Source organism: Pseudomonas entomophila (assembly GCF_018417595.1).
Lineage (GTDB): Bacteria > Pseudomonadota > Gammaproteobacteria > Pseudomonadales > Pseudomonadaceae > Aquipseudomonas > Aquipseudomonas entomophila_C.
The window spans coordinates 2,991,108-3,007,114 of record NZ_CP070982.1 but is presented as its reverse complement, the minus strand read 5'-3'; the positions used below and the strand labels follow the sequence as shown (position 1 = coordinate 3,007,114).

General features: G+C 65.0%; 13 protein-coding genes. 10 read left to right on the top strand and 3 right to left on the bottom strand.

What is annotated here, in order from left to right:
• Nucleotides 1-130 precede the first annotated feature (130 nt).
• From JYG34_RS13335 to JYG34_RS13325, 3 genes are all read right to left on the bottom strand, one after another.
• Nucleotides 131-3,103 carry an RHS repeat domain-containing protein gene (locus JYG34_RS13335; protein ID WP_213656884.1) on the bottom strand — a complete coding sequence of 991 codons (2,973 nt, stop codon included), beginning with the start codon at nt 3,101-3,103 and terminating at the stop codon, nt 131-133.
• 100 nt (nt 3,104-3,203) lie between these two features.
• On the bottom strand, nt 3,204-4,787 hold the full coding sequence (locus JYG34_RS13330; RefSeq protein WP_213656883.1) for a rhodanese-related sulfurtransferase: 1,584 nt from the start codon (nt 4,785-4,787) through the stop codon (nt 3,204-3,206).
• A complete protein-coding gene (locus tag JYG34_RS13325) occupies nt 4,784-5,386 on the bottom strand; it encodes a cysteine dioxygenase (protein ID WP_213656882.1) in 603 nt (200 codons plus the stop codon). Before JYG34_RS13325 ends, JYG34_RS13330 begins: the two co-directional genes overlap by 4 nt.
• A 111-nt stretch (nt 5,387-5,497) precedes the next feature.
• Here JYG34_RS13325 and JYG34_RS13320 point away from each other — a divergent pair, with 111 nt between their 5' ends.
• The 10 genes from JYG34_RS13320 to JYG34_RS13275 all read left to right on the top strand — a co-directional run bounded on the left by JYG34_RS13320 (nt 5,498) and on the right by JYG34_RS13275 (nt 15,991).
• On the top strand, nt 5,498-6,394 hold the full coding sequence (locus JYG34_RS13320; protein WP_213656881.1) for a LysR family transcriptional regulator: 897 nt from the start codon (nt 5,498-5,500) through the stop codon (nt 6,392-6,394).
• Nucleotides 6,395-6,782: 388 nt separating this feature from the next.
• Nucleotides 6,783-7,568: an ABC transporter permease gene (locus tag JYG34_RS13315; RefSeq protein ID WP_249746288.1), complete on the top strand. Its 786-nt coding sequence runs from the start codon at nt 6,783-6,785 to the stop codon at nt 7,566-7,568.
• A 2-nt stretch (nt 7,569-7,570) separates the two neighbouring features.
• Nucleotides 7,571-8,332: an ABC transporter ATP-binding protein gene (locus JYG34_RS13310; RefSeq protein WP_434011116.1), complete on the top strand. Its 762-nt coding sequence runs from the start codon at nt 7,571-7,573 to the stop codon at nt 8,330-8,332.
• Nucleotides 8,329-9,519, top strand: coding sequence for an acyl-CoA dehydrogenase family protein (locus tag JYG34_RS13305; RefSeq protein ID WP_213656879.1), 1,191 nt, complete (start codon nt 8,329-8,331; stop codon nt 9,517-9,519). Before JYG34_RS13310 ends, JYG34_RS13305 begins: the two co-directional genes overlap by 4 nt.
• Nucleotides 9,516-10,451 carry an NAD(P)-dependent oxidoreductase gene (locus tag JYG34_RS13300; protein WP_213656878.1) on the top strand — a complete coding sequence of 312 codons (936 nt, stop codon included), beginning with the start codon at nt 9,516-9,518 and terminating at the stop codon, nt 10,449-10,451. The genes JYG34_RS13305 and JYG34_RS13300 overlap by 4 nt, the downstream gene beginning before the upstream one ends.
• Nucleotides 10,448-11,257 (top strand): class II aldolase/adducin family protein, encoded by an 810-nt coding sequence (locus JYG34_RS13295; protein WP_213656877.1) that lies wholly within the window; start codon nt 10,448-10,450, stop codon nt 11,255-11,257. Before JYG34_RS13300 ends, JYG34_RS13295 begins: the two co-directional genes overlap by 4 nt.
• A gap of 9 nt (nt 11,258-11,266) precedes the next feature.
• Nucleotides 11,267-12,220: an ABC transporter substrate-binding protein gene (locus tag JYG34_RS13290; protein ID WP_213656876.1), complete on the top strand. Its 954-nt coding sequence runs from the start codon at nt 11,267-11,269 to the stop codon at nt 12,218-12,220.
• A gap of 152 nt (nt 12,221-12,372) precedes the next feature.
• Nucleotides 12,373-13,575 carry a dipeptidase gene (locus JYG34_RS13285; RefSeq protein ID WP_213656875.1) on the top strand — a complete coding sequence of 401 codons (1,203 nt, stop codon included), beginning with the start codon at nt 12,373-12,375 and terminating at the stop codon, nt 13,573-13,575.
• A 288-nt stretch (nt 13,576-13,863) separates the two neighbouring features.
• The gene (locus JYG34_RS13280) at nt 13,864-15,426 is read left to right on the top strand and encodes a flavin monoamine oxidase family protein (protein WP_213656874.1); all 1,563 of its coding nucleotides are present in this window, start codon (nt 13,864-13,866) and stop codon (nt 15,424-15,426) included.
• Nucleotides 15,427-15,496: 70 nt separating this feature from the next.
• Nucleotides 15,497-15,991, top strand: a complete 495-nt coding sequence (locus JYG34_RS13275) for a RidA family protein (protein ID WP_213656873.1) — start codon at nt 15,497-15,499, stop codon at nt 15,989-15,991.
• Nucleotides 15,992-16,007 lie beyond the last annotated feature (16 nt).

Below are 16,007 nucleotides of genomic sequence, written 5' to 3'. Positions count from 1 at the left end.
AGCGAGTTGAAAACAGGCTCGGCTGCCCTTGGGGATGCAGAGCACGGTGCGGCCTTGCCTGTTTTCGTCTCACCGACTGCTGACGCGTGCACGCCAGTGGGTAGGTTGGTGTTTTCGTTTATTCACGGCTTCAGTTACGGGAACGTTGAGCCATTCGACTAGTGATTGTATTTTTCATCTTGTCCAACTGTGCGAATAGCATCGAAAATTCCGCGTTGACTGCCGATTGAGTAAGCATGAAAGGGAATCCGTATCTGGTTGTTGGAATTGCTCTTTCTCCATGTTTGTGTTCGGCATCGCTCACTATCTTCCAATCGTCGCTTTTGTGGTCGTAGTTGACGGGGCTTGAGATATTTTCGAAGGCTGCGTTGAACATGGCTTGGTAACGGCTCACCAGTTCTATTGCGTTATTGACATTGACCAAAGCTTCTTCTAGAAGCGCGTCTTTTTCAGTGGATATTGCGCTGCCTACCACCGCCGCATTCTTTTGTAGGCCGCTAAAAGGAATAGACGGCAAATAACCTGCGTACCCTACTTGTTCTGTGGCATACTTTAGCGTCTCGTTGTCACTCTTGTCCGTAAACTTGTCTTTTATTTTTTCATTGGTCAATTGTTTACGTATCTCATCTTTTGCCTTCTCAAATCCGGGGCGTGCTGCCTCTGTCAAGTATTTCGCAATGTTGGTATCAGGGCGAGCGGACGGAGCACCGACTGATCTTTTAACAGCTTCTTTTGCGACGGTGCCAGCTACAGTGGACACTATGCCGCCGGCCGGCGCTGTCGCCAGCGTTGCCAGATTGGAGTAGGCAGAAGCCAGCAACTCAGTGAGTACCATCAAGGTCGCTCGCGTCGCGATGTGTAGACGCTTGGAATCTATGAAGCTCCCCAGCTCTTCCTCGGCGGCGGCTGTTGCGCCACGCGCCGCCACTGCCGCGTCGAAATAATTCATCATGTTTTCTCTGTCTGGCCTTTCGATGATTGTGCCTTTTACTTTGTCAAAGACGCGAGATATAGATGTTTTTAGAGTATCCCTCTTCCTTCTTCTGGGGGCCTCTTCCAATGTCATTGTATTTCTATTCAGTTCGCCCCCAGTAAGCCCATGCCGGTCTTTTAATGATGTTGGATTACTTCTAACCATCTGGTACAGGTTCAGCCCGTCCACCGTCCCTGCCGGGTCCGCACTCAGCCAGCGCCCCAACCAAGGCTGGTAATAGCGATACCCGTAGTAATACAGCCCCGTCGCATCCCGCTCCTTGCCGGAATAGCGCACGGTCTTGTACTTCGCTTCCACAGTGTTGTGCGGCAGCCACACCGCCGTCTCGCCGTAGGGGTAGTACTCCTCCTGGCTGATGAGGTTTGCGTCTTTGTCCAGCTCCAGCCCGACGCTGCCGATCAGGTCGGTATAGCTGTAGCGGATCGAATCGTTGCCCATGCCGGGGGGCAGGCCGGTTTCCCAGTGCAGCACTCGCACCTGGGCGCTGCCAGCGGCACCGACGATGATTTCGTGCCGCGACGATTCCTTGGTCGTGCCGCTGTATTGGGTGCGTAGTTCCAGCCCCGGCAGGTAGAGCACGTGGCTGTGGCGCACGGTTGCGGAGGTCAGGTCCGTGCGACGCTTGACGACTCGCTGGCTGCGGGCATCGTAGCGGTAGGTCTCTTCATCGGCCGCCAGGCTGTTACGGGCGATCAGCACGGCCCGCGCCAACTCGCCCCGGCTGGTCCACTCCAGCAGCTGGGCCGCCTGCAACTGGCATTGATTGCCCGCCGCGTCGAAGTACGCATCGACCTGTGCCGGGTCTTCCGTCACCTCCTTGGCCACGGCGCGGTTGCTGCGGTCGGAGACCGTCAGTTCGATCGTATATCCGTTGGGCGGGTCTTGTGGGTTGTGCTTGAGGTGGGTCAGGTTGCCGCCACGGTCATAGTGGTAGTGGCGCACATAGTTGACGAGGGTGCCGTCGGTGGAGATGGGCGGGAGGGTGATCGGGCGATTTTTCTGGTGTTGCTTGGCAATGTCGCGCAGTTCGCGGCCAGTGGCGCTGGCCAGTTGGTACAGGGTGTCGTAGGTGTAGTGGTGCTCGGGGTCGACTTTCTGGTTGCGGTAGAAGCGTGTCGCCTCCGCGTCATTGTGCAGGTGGATCACATTGCCCACCGGGTCGTAGGCGTAGCGCAGGTCTTGCAGGCGCTTGGCATCGGTTGGCCGCACCGCCAGGATGTGGACGAGGCGCTGGGTGCGGGGTTCGTAGGTGAACGTGGTGACCACGCCGTTGCCATGTTCTTCGCGCAGTTTCTGGCCAGCGGCCGAGTACTCGATGGACACGAGAATGGCTTGCTCGGTGCCACCGTTGACGGTGAGCCAACTGCCGGTCAGTTGCCCGGCGATATCGTAGGCCAGACGCTGCTGGTGCCCGCGGGCGTCGGTCTGTTCGAGCAAGGTGCCGTTGGCGTCGAAGCGGCCCTGAGTGGTGTAGGCCTCCGGTGCCAGCAGCCGTTCCCATGCCGTTTCGTCCGCCCCTTGCCAATCGGCTTCGTCGTCGGTGGCGAGCAACTGGCGTGTCGATGCCAGCGGCAGGCCGGTCAGAGCGACGCTGTCGGTGCCAAGACGGCCGGCGGTATCGTAATGACGGACAGGCAGGCCCGCCAGGTTATGGTTCTTGCTGGCCTGGTCGGTGCCGGCCCAGACGAAGCGCTCGGCGATGCGAGGTGTTTCGGCGAGTGGGCCTTCAGTGACTGTCAACGGCCGCCCCGCGAGTGGCGCCGGTTCGTAGTGGTGATAGCTTGCGACATTGTTGGCGCCGAGGCGCATCAGCGGGCGCCCGCCGATATCGTTCAGTGCGATGCTGCGGCCAGCGTCGACACTGTCGGTACGCAGTGTTTCACCGGCCATGGACAACTGATAGGTGAAGTTGGGAGTGGGCAGGCGAGGGTCGATGCTTTCGACGGGATGGCCGAAGGCATCGAACCGGTGGCGGGTGATGCGCTCATCGATGTCAGCGGGGGTATCCGGGTGGCGCTGGTAGACGACCTGGCGCACGGCCAGGCCGCGGTTGTCGCGGACCGCCACCGTCGGAGTTCTGTGATGCAGTGAGTGATCTGGGGTTTTCATCCTGGTCTCCTTGATCATGCCGTTGTGATAGCGGCATGCAGCTACAGGTTAGCCGAGACTGAAAAATCTCCCCGTAGCAGCCGGCGTGCCGGCGAACATTTCAGATCACGAAGAACCCGTGGGTCCCATCGCGCCCCAACTGCGCCACCAATCCGAACTCCCAGTCCAGGTACCCTTGCATGGCCTCTCGCGGGTTGTCCGTTCCCTCATAGGGCCGTCGATAACGATCGATGCGCGGCGCGCCAAGGCGCTGGTCACCCTGCGCGCTGGGCAAACCGGCAGCACTCCAGGCTGTATTGCCACCTTCGAGCACGAACACCGGCTTGCCGCTCAATGCTGCCACTTCCGGTACGGCATAGCGCGCCAGCTGGCTCGAACCGCAGGTAAGGATATATCGCTGCACCCCGGACAACGACGCCAGCACCTGTTGCAGCTGGCTGCGCAATGCCCACACAGCACCGGGGATATGCTGCCTGACATGATTGGCGCTGGTGGTGAAGTCCAGTACTTGCGTACCCGGCTCCTCGAGCCACTTGGCGAGCGTGGCGGGGCTGATGGTTTCGACCTGAGGCGGCATGGGTACGGGGGCGACCCAGGCGCCAGCCTCCTTGAAGTCCGACACGGACAGCCCATCGAGCACCGCCACCTCCCAGCCCATCTGCGCCAACCACGACGCGCTCATGTTGGCGCGCGCGCCATCGTCGTCCACCAGCACCAGCCGTGCGCCGCGCACGCTGGCGAAGTGGTCGGTCTCCTGGACCAGCTGGCCTCCGGGCGTGGAGCGGGCGCCGGGCAAGTGGCCCAAGGCAAATTCCTCCGGCGTGCGCACATCGAACAGGTAAGTGCTGCGCGACGGTTCGGCCTGCCATTGGCGCAGGCCCGCCAGGCCGATGCGTGCCACGCCGGCCCGGTCGGCCACGGCGCGCGCGCGCGCCGCAGCGGCGGCACGGGTGGTGTTGGACACCGCACCGAAGCGGCGTGCCTGGCCCTGCTCCAGCGTCTGTCCGGCCAAGGTCCAGCCAATGGTGCCGTTGCGCAAGGCGGATACCGGGTTGGGAATACCGGCATTGACCAGCGATTGGGTGCCGATGATGCTGCGGGTGCGCCCGGCGCAGTTGACGATCACCCGGGTGGCCGGCTCGGGCGCCAGCTCTGCCACGCGCAGTACCAGCTCGGCGCCGGGTACGCTGATGCCGCCGGGGATGCTCATGGTCTGGTATTCGTCGAAGCGGCGGGCGTCCAACACCACCACATCGGCGTTGGCGTCGAGCAGCGCCTTGACCTCTTCGGCCGCCAGCGACGGTGTGTGCCGCTCGGCCTCGACCAGTTCGCCGAAAGCCTTGCTCGGCACATTCACATCCTTGAACAGTTCGCCGCCAGCCTCGCGCCAACCCGCCAAACCGCCTTCGAGCAAGGCCACATCCGTGTAGCCGAGGGCGAGCAGTCGTTGTGCGGCGATCGGAGCCAGCCCTTCGCCGTCGTCGTAGACAGTAATAGGCGTGTCGCGCCGCGGCACCCGGGCGAAAATCTCCAACTCCAGCCGCGACAGCGGCACATTGGCGGCGAACAGTGGGTGGGCCTGGGCGAAGGGATCCTCCTCGCGCACATCAAGCAAGGCCAGTTCCTGGCGGGCAAGGAGGGCGGTGCGAATAGCGTGATAGGAACGATGACTGACTTGGCTCATACACGGTTCTCTTTCGACAGGTCCCAGAGGTTGGGCAGGTGGCTGTTGCTGTAGCCGGAGATGAACGGCTTCTGCGTGCCTTCGGCGCTGTACACCGCACGCAGCACCGCGCCGATATTGGCGCCGTAGACATGAATGCTGATGGACGTGCGGTCGCTGTAGGCGTTGCGTACCTGATGCAGGTCGCCGATGCGTGGCGACACTGCGATCACCTGGCCGGGCTCCAGCCTTTCAGCGGCCCCTTCGGCGCGCAGGGCGCCAGGTGACAGGGCATAGCCCTGGCTGGTCTCGGCACCGCGCAACATGCCGATCAACCCCCAGGTGCGGTGGTCGTGCACCGGGGTTTCCTGGCCTGGCCCCCAGACAAAACTGACGATGGAGAACTGCTGGCGTGAGTCGGCGTGCAGCAGGTACTGCTGGTAGCGTTCAGGGCTGGGCCGGGCGTACTCGTCCGGCAGCCAGTCATCGACACTCACCAGCGTGCGCAGCAGTCCGGCGCCCTGCTCGAGCAGGCGCGGTTCGTCCGGGTGCTGGGCGAGCAACTCGGCCAGTTCGCCGATGAAATCACGTAGCCGTCCTAGGTTGAGCGTTTGAGACATGACTTCCCTCGATATCCATGTGAGAGGGGCAGCGCCAGGCGCTACCGTGGCGAGGGAAAAGGTATTATTCTTGTTGCGTATTTTTCCAGATATTTATTATGCGAATTAAGAATGAAGATAGATGATATCGATGCATTCGTGGCCGTCATCCGCAGCCAGTCCATCAGCCAGGCGGCCGAATCGCTGCGCCTGACCCAGCCGGCCATCACTCGCCGGGTGCAGAACTTCGAGGAGGCTCTCGGGGTCAGCCTGCTGGACCGCAACACCAAACCCCTGAAACCGACCCCCATGGGCATGCGCGTGTACGAGCAATGCCGGGCGGTGCTGCGCGAGATGGACGCGTTGCGCGAGCTGGTGCTGAGCGATTCCTCACCCAGCGGCGCCCTGCGCCTGGGTGTGCCGCAGACCATCGGCGACGTGGTGCTGCTCGACGCGCTTAGCCAGCTCAAGGTGTTGTATCCGCAGCTACAGACCCAGGTGTCCACTGGCTGGGGTAGCCACTTGCTGGGCAAGATGGAGAACGGCGAGCTGGACGCCGTGGCCGCGTTGTTCCCGGCCGGCAAGGTGTTTCCCGAGGGCATTGTCGGCCGCTCGCTGGCACGCATGGACCTGGTGGTGGTGGCTGCCCGGGGCGAGGTGGCCAAGCGCAGTTGCAAGCTCGCCGATTGCTATCAGCGAGGCTGGGTGCTCAACCCGGACGGTTGCGGTTTCCGTGCCGGCCTGCAGCGGGCGCTGAACGATGAGGGGCTGTCCTTGCGGATCAACCTGGAAACCTTCGGTACCGAGTTGCAGCTGGGGTTGATTGCCAATGGCCTGGGTTTTGGCCTGGTGCCACGGCCGTTGCTGGAGAACAGCCGGCATCGAGAGCGCCTGGAGGTCGTGCCGGTGAGTGATTTCAAGCCGGTGATCGACCTGTGGCTGATTCATCCGCGTTTTCTCGGCAACCTGCAGGCGCCGGTGGCGATGTTTGGCGAGACGGTGGCGCAGCGGGTGGCGAATCAGGGGTGAATGGGGAGGTGTACGCCTCCTGGAAGTTGTTGCCTGGGAGACCGAGCGCCGCCCGTGCGGCGCATCGCGGATGAATCCGCTCCTACAGGCGGCAGCACCAATCACCATGGCCTGGAATGTAGGAGCGGATTCATCCGCGATGCAGGCGCAAAATACGTATCGCCTAACGCCTGAGAAATTAAAAATCATGCATATAGAAAATACATTCGAATTAACAATTCGCATATTAGGTTAGAAGCAGATCGAATTTCACGACGGTTTTTAAGATCGATAGCATGTGGATCAAGCCAGGCAGCAGCGGGCCTGATCCACACTCCCGCCTGCGGCCCGAAGACAATGGAAAGGCCCCACGCGAGGAGAAGGAATGTCCCGGCAAAGCCATACCCCAATGCTGATACTGCCGCGCTGGCAGGACTGGCAGAACCTCGGCCTGCGTCTGTTCAGCCCCCTGTTACTGCTCGTGCTGTGGGAACTGGCGGCGCGGTTCGGCCTGTTGCCGCCACGGATCATCGCCGCCCCCAGCGCCATCGGCGGCACGCTCTGGCAGATGGTCACCAGCGGCGAGCTGGCCGGGCATCTGTGGGTATCGCTCAGGCGCGCACTGAGCGGCTTGGCCATCGGTGTTTCCATCGGTACGCTGCTGGCCTTGCTGGCCGGGTTGTCGCGCCGCGGTGAACTCGCCATCGACTCGCCGGTGCAAATGCTGCGTACCTTGCCGTTCCTGGCGATCGTGCCGCTGTTCATCCTCTGGTTCGGGGTAGGCGAGACGCCGAAGATCGCCCTGATCGCCCTTGGTACCACCTTTCCTGTCTACCTCACCCTGTTTTCCGGCATCCGCGGTGTCGACCCAAAGTTGGTGGAAGCCGGGCGCCTGTTCGGTCTGGGTCGGCTGGGGTTGGTCTGGCATGTGATCCTGCCTGGCGCGCTGCCATCATTCTTCGTCGGGCTGCGCTACGCCTTCGGTATCAGCTGGCTGGGGCTGGTGGTGGTCGAGCAGATCAACGCCAGCGCGGGCTTGGGCTACCTGGTCAACGACGCCCGGGATTTCATGCGCACCGATGTGATCGTCATCTGCCTGCTGGTTTACAGCGTGCTGGGCCTGACCATCGACGCCCTGGTGCGCGTTCTCGAACGTCTGGCGCTGGCCTGGCGGCCCACTTTCATAAGGAACTGACCATGGATGTCGCACTGCAACGCCTGCGCCCACCGGTGCGGGTGCGTGGGCTCACGCGTCGTTTTGCCGGCCAGGCGGTGCTCGATGGCCTGGACCTGGACCTGGCGGCCGGTGAGTTCGTCGCCTTGCTCGGGCGCAGCGGCTCGGGCAAGACCACCTTGTTGCGCGCCCTGGCCGGGCTGGATGCAGTGGATGCTGGCGTGCTGGAGGTGCCCGAGGCGCGCGCCGCGGTGTTCCAGGAGCCACGCCTGATGCCCTGGAAGCGCGCCTGGCGCAATGTGGCCCTGGGTTTGCGCGGCGGTGATCCGCAGGCCCGCGCCTTGGCCGCGTTGCGTGAGGTGGGCTTGAGCCATCGCACTGCGGCGTGGCCAGGCACCTTGTCCGGTGGTGAAGCCCAGCGCGTGGCCCTGGCCCGGGCTCTGGTACGCGAGCCGCAGTTGCTGCTGCTCGACGAACCGTTCGCCGCCCTCGATGCGTTGACCCGCATTCGCATGCACCAGCTGATCATCGAGCTGTGGCGCACCCACCAACCCTCGGTGCTGCTGGTCACCCACGACGTTGACGAAGCACTGCTGCTGGCCGACCGGGTGGTGGTGCTGGAGGCAGGGCGCATCGCCGAGCAGATCCCGGTGCGCCTGCCGCGGCATCGCGAGGTGGCCAGCCGTGGCTTCCAGGACCTGCGTCAGCACCTGCTCGCGCTGCTGGGCGTCGAGCCACCGGTGGTTCCCCATGCCCATACCCTTGCACGGACAGCGCAACGATGAACCTGAATACCTTCCGTACCCCCAATACGCTGGATCTCGATTCGCCGGCCTTCACCGACTTGCTGGCACAACTGAGCGACGAGTTCGCCGCCAGCGCCGGCGAGCACGATCGCCAGGGCAGCTTCCCCCACGCCAACTTCCGACGGCTGCACGAGCATGGATTGTTGGCCCTGACCGTGCCCCGGCGCCTGGGGGGCGGCGAAGCCAGCCTGGCCCAGGCGCGGCGGGTGATCGCCGCCGTGGCCCGGGGCGAACCGTCCACGGCATTGGTGCTGGTGATGCAGTACCTGCAGCACACCCGGCTACAACAGAACCAGGCGTGGCCGCAGCACCTGCGCTTGCGCCTGGCCCGCGAAGCGGTGGAGCAGGGCGCGCTGGTCAACGCCCTGCGTGTCGAGCCCGAACTGGGCACGCCCGCCCGTGGCGGCCTGCCGGGCACCGTCGCCCGACGGGTGCCGGAGGGCTGGCGCATCAGCGGGCGCAAGATCTACTCCACCGGCATTCCCGGCCTGACCTGGCTGTCGGTGTGGGCGCGCAGTGACGAAGCCGCGCCACGCGTCGGCACCTGGCTGGTGCACCGCGACACACCCGGCATCCGCATCGAGGAAACCTGGGATCACCTGGGGATGCGCGCCACTTGCAGCCATGACGTGATCTTCGAGGACGTGCTGGTGCCAGAGGAGCACGCGGTGGACATCCTCCCCGCCCATCAACCTCGCCCGTCGGAGCTGGATCACAACGGCGTGCTGTGGCTGGCCGTGCTGCTGTCGAGCCTCTATGACGGTGTCGCCCGCGCCGCCCGCGACTGGCTGGTGGGCTGGCTGGCCGGGCGCACGCCGGCCAACCTCGGCGCGCCGTTGTCGAGCCTGCCGCGTTTCCAGGAACTGGTGGGGCGGATCGATGCCTTGCTGTTGTCCAACCGCGTGCTGCTGGATGCCGCCGCCGAAGGGCGCATCGCCGCCAGCGAGGCGACCCAGGTCAAGTACCTGGTCACCACCCAGGCCATCCGCGCGGTGGAGCTGGGCCTGGAGGCCATCGGCAACCCGGCGCTGGCCCGGGGCAACCCGCTGGAGCGGCATTACCGTGATGTGTTGTGCAGCCGTATCCACACGCCGCAGAACGATGCGGTGCTCGGCGCGGCCGGGCGAGCGGCATTCGCCTTGCCCAGTCGGGGAGGGCAGGCATGATCGCCAGCCAGCTCGACAGCCGTTTCAACACCCTGTTGTGTGAATATTTGCCGGGCGTGGAGGTAGTGCCGCTACCCCGGGGCGTGCCACTGGATTTGCCCCGCGAGGTAAACGTCCTGCTGGCCGCGCCCCACGCCGACCTGCGCGATGCCAGTGGGCCGCCCCCGGGTTGGCCGTTCGGCCTTGATTTCGTGCAATTGGTCAGCTCCGGCGTGGACTATTTTCCGCACTGGCTGCTGAACAGCCTGCCGGTGGCCAGCGCACGGGGCGTGACCGCCGATAGCCTCGCCGAGTTCGCCCTGGCCGCGATCTTTGCCGCCGCCAAGCAACTGCCCAGCGTGTGGATCGATACCCCGACTCGATGGCAGCCGCGCCCGCTGGCCTCGCTGGCAGGGAGCACGTTGGGGCTGTATGGCTTCGGCAGCATCGGGCAAGCCCTGGCACGCAAGGCCCTGGCGCTGGATATCAAGGTCGTCGCCCTGCGGCGCTCGCCCCTGCCTTTGGAAGTGCCGGGCGTGCAGCGTGCAGCTGACGTGCAGGCCTTGTTGGCCAGCGCCGACCACCTGGTGCTGGCGGCACCGGCCAGCGATGCAACGCGCCATGTGATCAATGCACGAACGTTGGCCCATGCCAAGCCGGGGCTGCACCTGATCAACCTCGCCCGAGGCAGCCTCATCGACCAGCAGGCGCTGCTGCAGGCCCTCGACGACGGACAGCTGGCCCTGGCCAGCCTCGATGTCACCGACCCCGAGCCACTGCCGGCCGGCCACCCGTTCTACAGCCACCCCCGGGTACGGCTAAGCCCGCACACCTCGGCCAACACACCGCAGGTGTACCACAACCTCGCCGCGCTGCTGGCCCGCAACGTCGCTCACTTCCAGCACGGACGCCGGCTCGAAAACCAGTTGCCCCTTCAAGGAGAAACGCCATGACCGGCTTGCCGCCGACCGTCTACTCGCTGCCCCGCGACGGGCACACCGTGTTCCGCTGGCAGGATCCCCCGCAACAACCGTCCATCGAGGCCGAACGACTGCTGCGCAAGCAGCGGCTGGCGGGTTCGTTCCGGCTGTTCGCCCGCCACGGTTTCGACATGGGCGGCGCCGGGCACATCACCGTGCGCGACCCGCAGTACCCGGATCACTTCTGGGTCAACCCGGTGGGGGTGTACTTCGGTCATATCCGTGTCAGCGACCTGCTGCTGGTGAGCCCGCAGGGGGAGATCGTCGAAGGGCAGGGCGCACTCAACCTGGCCGCCTTCGCCATCCATGCCGCCTTGCACGAGGCGCGGCCGGACGTGGTCGCCGCCGCCCATGCGCACTCGCTGTACGGCAAGGCCTGGTCGAGCCTGGGGCGCCTGCTCGACCCGCTGACCCAGGACGCCTGTGCCTTCCATGGCAAGCACGCGCTGTTCGACAACTTCAGCGGGGTGGTGCTGGAGGCCAGTGAAGGCGCGCGGATCGCCGCCACACTGGGCCCGGACAAGGTAGCGCTGATCCTGCAGAACCACGGGTTGCTCACCGTGGGGCGCACGGTGGAGGCGGCGGTGTGGCGCTTCATCGCCCTGGACAACGCCGCCCACGCCCAGCTGCTCGCCGAGGCCGCCGGCAGGCCACGGCCGATCCCCTCGGCAGTGGCTGAACACACCGCACGCCAGGTGGGCAGCGAGTTCGGCGGCTGGTTCAGCTTCCAGCCCTACTGGGACCGTCTGCTGCGCGACGAACCCGACTTTCTCGACTGAGGAGCCACCATGCATCGCCGACACTTTCTGCACTACAGCGCCCTGGCCGGGCTCGCCTGCTGCGTGCCGGGCGCCTTCGCCCGCGACTGGCAGGGCCTGACCCTGGCCGTGGCCACCTACAAGGGTGCCGCGCCAACCTTCTTCGAGGATGCGGGCATCCCGCGCCCGCCCTATGCGGTGAAATACGCCGAGTTCAACGGCGGCAACCTGGGTTTCGAGGCGCTGATCAGCGGCACCCTGGACCTGGCGCCGATGAGCGAGATCCCGCCGATCTTCGGCATTCGCAACCAGGCGCCGGTCAAGCTGATCGCCGTGCTGACGGGCGATGTCAACAACCAGGCCTTCGTCGTGCCCAAGGGCTCGACGATGCAGTCGCTGGCGGAGTTACCCGGCAAGCGGGTGGGGTATATCCGCTCCACGTCCTCCCATTACATGCTGTTGCGGGCGCTAAAGGACCATGGCCTGACCCTCGACGATATCCAGCCCCTGGCACTGACCCCGCAGGACGGCTTCGCCGCGTTCCAGAACGGCAACCTGGATGTCTGGGTGACCTTCGGCTACTTCATCCAGCTGGCCGAATTGCGCAGCGGCGCGCGGGTGCTGCGCACCGGGCAGGGCTACCTGTCGGGCAACTATGTGATCGCCGCCAACCAGCATGCGATCGAAGCCCCCGGCAAGCGCGCGGCCATCGAGGACTATGTGCAGCGCGAGTACCGCAGCTGGCAGTGGGTGCAGCACAACCCCGAGGCCTGGGCGGCGCGCTGCGAGAAGATCCTGGGCATCCCGCGCGAGGTGTTCATCGCCCAGTACAAGGCCCAGAGCGGGCCCAGGGTGTTGCAGGCGGTGGACGATGCCGCGGTGCGTTCGCAGCAGGAGGTGGCCGATACGTTCTTCGCGGCAGGCGTGTTGCCCCAGCGGCTGGATGTAGCACCACTGTGGGATCGCAGTTTCAGCTGGGGATAAACCCACGAACAAGGGCCCGCGCAGGTCTTCGGGCCTGTGTTGCTCACCACATCGATCTCTTGGCAAACAGCTTGAATCCTGTGGAAGCGGGTTTACCCGCGAACAAGGGCGAAGCCCTTGCCAGGCGACCCGGTATCTCAAGGATTCGCCCCATGCTTCGCCCAATACGCTGTGCCTTGCTGACGCTTACGCTCGCCTGCGACTTTTCTCATGCCGAAGTCCCTCCCGCCGTCCGCGATCTGCACGAGCGCCTGCTGGTCCTCGACAGCCACCTCGACACCCCGATGCACCTGGCGCGCCCCGGCTGGGACATCAGCCAGCGCCACAGCTACGCCGAGGACCTTTCCCAGGTCGACCTGCCACGCATGCTCGAAGGCGGGCTGGACGGCGGTTTCTTCGCCATCTTCACCCCCCAGGGCCCGCGCACGCCCGAGGGGCGTACCCAGGCCAGCGAGCATGGCCTGGCGGTGATCACCCGCATCCGCGACATGGTCGCGGCGCGGCCTGACGCGTTTGCCCTGGCCACCCGCGCCGAGGAGGTTCGCGATATCGTCGCCAGCGGACGCCGGGTGGTGCTGATCAGCATGGAGAACGCCGAGCCATTGGCCGCCGACCCCAGTCGCCTGGCCACCTATCAGCGCCTGGGTTTGCGCATGCTCGGGCTGGTGCATGCGCAGAACAACGACTTCGCCGATTCGGCCACCGCACTGCCGCAATGGCATGGGCTGAGCCCGGCCGGCCGTGAACTGGTGCAGGCGGCCAACCGCCTGGGGATTCTCATCGATGTATCCCATGCCTCCGATGCGGTGTTCGACCAGGTGCTGGCGTTGTCTCATGCCCCAGTGATCGCCTCTCACTCCGGCGCCCGTGCCATCGGCCCGCACCCGCGCAATCTCGATGACGAGCGCCTGCGCCAATTGGCCGCCAAGGGCGGGTTGGTGCAGGTCAACAGCTTCGCCAGTGATCTCGTTCCCCGTCCGCCAAACCCGGAACGGGACAAGGCCCTGGCGCCGCTGTATCGGGAGTTCCGCCAGGCCGCCAGCCTGCCGCCCAAACAGGTGGCCGACCTGGCCCGGCGGATTCGCGATGCCGAAGCCCTACACCCGCTGCCCAGCACCAGCCTGGACGACTTCATGCGCCACCTGCTGCACATCCTGGAGGTGGTCGGCCCGCGCCATGTCGGTATCGGCGCGGACTGGGATGGCGGTGGCGGCGTGGAGGGCTTGCGCGATGTCAGTCAGTTGCCGGAAATCAGTGCACGGCTGCTGGCGGCTGGCTACAGCGAGGAGGACCTCGCCGCTATCTGGGGGGGCAACCTGCTGCGGGTGATGGCGCAGGCGGCACGATCGCTGTAGGAGCGGCTTCAGCCGCGATGCGGCGATCGCGGTGCCTGGCACCCGCTTTGCGGGTGATCGCGGCTGAAGCCGCTCCTACGGGGATGGAGGTGTTACCAAATAATTATGCGCGCCATGCAGCTTGCAAAGCCAAAAACATTACACATTTTAATATTTGCATATGCTCAAAATGTATTTCTCTTATCCCATCCCACTCTCTTAGGATGGCTCCACATAGAGCGTTTTCAATGTTTGTGGCCACGAGTCATAACTGAACGCAATAACCGTGGACCAGGGAGAGTGCCCGCGATGCCATTGACCAGACGACAGCTCATTGCCCGTATCGGCGTTGTCGGTGGCATCCAGGCCGCCACGGCAGCCATGGGCCTGTTCGGTGCAATGAGCCCGGCGCGGGCCAGCCAGGAAACCTATGCGGCCTTGAAGCCGGCCAACGTAGGGCAGGGCGCCTCGGTAACCGTGGTGGGCGCCGGCATTGGCGGCCTGGTCGCCGCCTACGAGCTGCGCAAAGCGGGATTCACGGTCAACCTGCTGGAAGCCCGTGAGCGGGTCGGTGGTCGCAACTGGACAATACGCCGGGGGGACCGCGTGGCCTTCAGCGACGGTAGTGTGCAGATAGCCGATTTCGACGAGGGCCTCTACCTCAACGCAGGCCCCGGCAGGCTGCCCAGCCATCACCAACTGATGCTCGGCTACTGCCGAGAGCTTGGGGTGGAGTTGGAGGTGCTGGTCAACACCAGCCGCAACGCGCTGGTTCGCCCCGACCTGGACCAGCCACCAATGCAGATCCGCCAGGCCGTGAACGACAGCCGCGGTCACCTGGCCGAACTGCTGGCCAAGGCCGTCAACCGCCAGGCCCTGGACCAGGAACTGAGCCTGGACGACCAGCGCAACCTGCTGGGTTTCCTGCGCACCTGGGGCGATCTTTCGGAAAAACTCGAGTATCTCGGTTCGGCACGCTCCGGCTACAAGGTCTGGCCAGGTGCTGGCGACCAGCTGGCGCAGCGCAACGACCCGCTGCCTTTGCGCACCTTGCTCAACCCGGCACTGGGCACCGCACTGATGATCGACGAGTATCCAGAGTTCTCGCCGACCATGTTCCAACCCGTGGGCGGCATGGATCGCATTCCCCAGGCGTTCCAGCGTCATCTGCAAGGCGCGCTGCAGCTGGGCGCCGAGGTGCGCTCGATCCGCAATTTCGAGGACCGGGTCGAGATCGGCTACCAGCAGCACGGCCAGCAACGACGCCTCAGCAGCGACCATGCGGTGATCGCCTTGCCACTGCCGCTGCTGGCGAAGATCGACAACAACTTCAGCGCCCCCGCGCGCCAGGCCATCGCCGCCGTGCAGTTCGGCTACGCCAACAAGGTGGCCTGGCAGTCGCGGCGGTTCTGGGAGACCGACTACCAGATCTACGGCGGCCTGTCATTCATCAACCAGGCGTCGTCCGGGCTGTGGTACCCCAGCGGCGGCTTCAACCAGCCCGAAGGCATCCTGGTGGCCGCCTACAACAATGGCGAGGTTGCCCGGCAGTTCGGCGGCAAGACCGTCGCCGAGCAGATCGCCTTGTCGCGCCAGGCCGTGGAACTGTTGCATCCGGGGCATGGCCAGGACCTGCGCAAGCCGCTGGTGGTCGATTGGAACCAGGTTCCCTACAGCCTGGGGCCGTGGATCAGCCGGCCGCTGCCGGACAGCGACTACGACCTGCTCAACCAGCCCCAGGGGCGCGTGCACCTGACCAGCGATGGCCTGGCCCACAGCGGCATGGGCATCTGGCAGGAGACCGCCGCCGCCGCCGCGCGGCGGGTGGTGCGCAACCTCTTCGAGCGTGCGCAGGCCACTGCGACCGCCTGAAACAACACACAACCAAATAGCCAGGTAGCGGACCTCCGAGGCTGGCGCCTAACAAACACGGAGCTTCGCCATGCCTTTCAAACATGCCCTTCTGGGGTTGGGGGTGCTTTTCGCCAGCGTCGGCCAGGCGGCCGAGATCGAGCGCATTCCCTCGACCTATCCCAACTCGCCGATTCTCCAGGCGGCAACCTTGCCACCCGGCACGGCGCTGACCTTCGTTTCCGGGATCCTGCCGGACCCGGCCGACCCCAAGGCGGCCAAGGATGAGCTACGAGCGGGTGGCGACACCGAGGCGCAGACCATCGCGGTACTGCGCAAGGTCGAGGCGGCCCTGGCCCCTCGTGGCCTGGGCCTGGGCGATGTGGTGCAACTGCGGGTGTACCTGGTGGGCGACCCACGCCTGCAGGGGCGGATGGACTTCGAGGGCCTGCAACGGGGCTTCCGGCAGTTCTTTGGTAGCGACAGCCAGCCATTGAAGCCGACCCGGACCACCGTCCAGGTCGCCGGGCTGGTGTTGCCCGGCGCGCTGATCGAGGTCGAGGCGGTCGCCGCCAAGGCCCGCTGAGCCATTGCCCATTTCC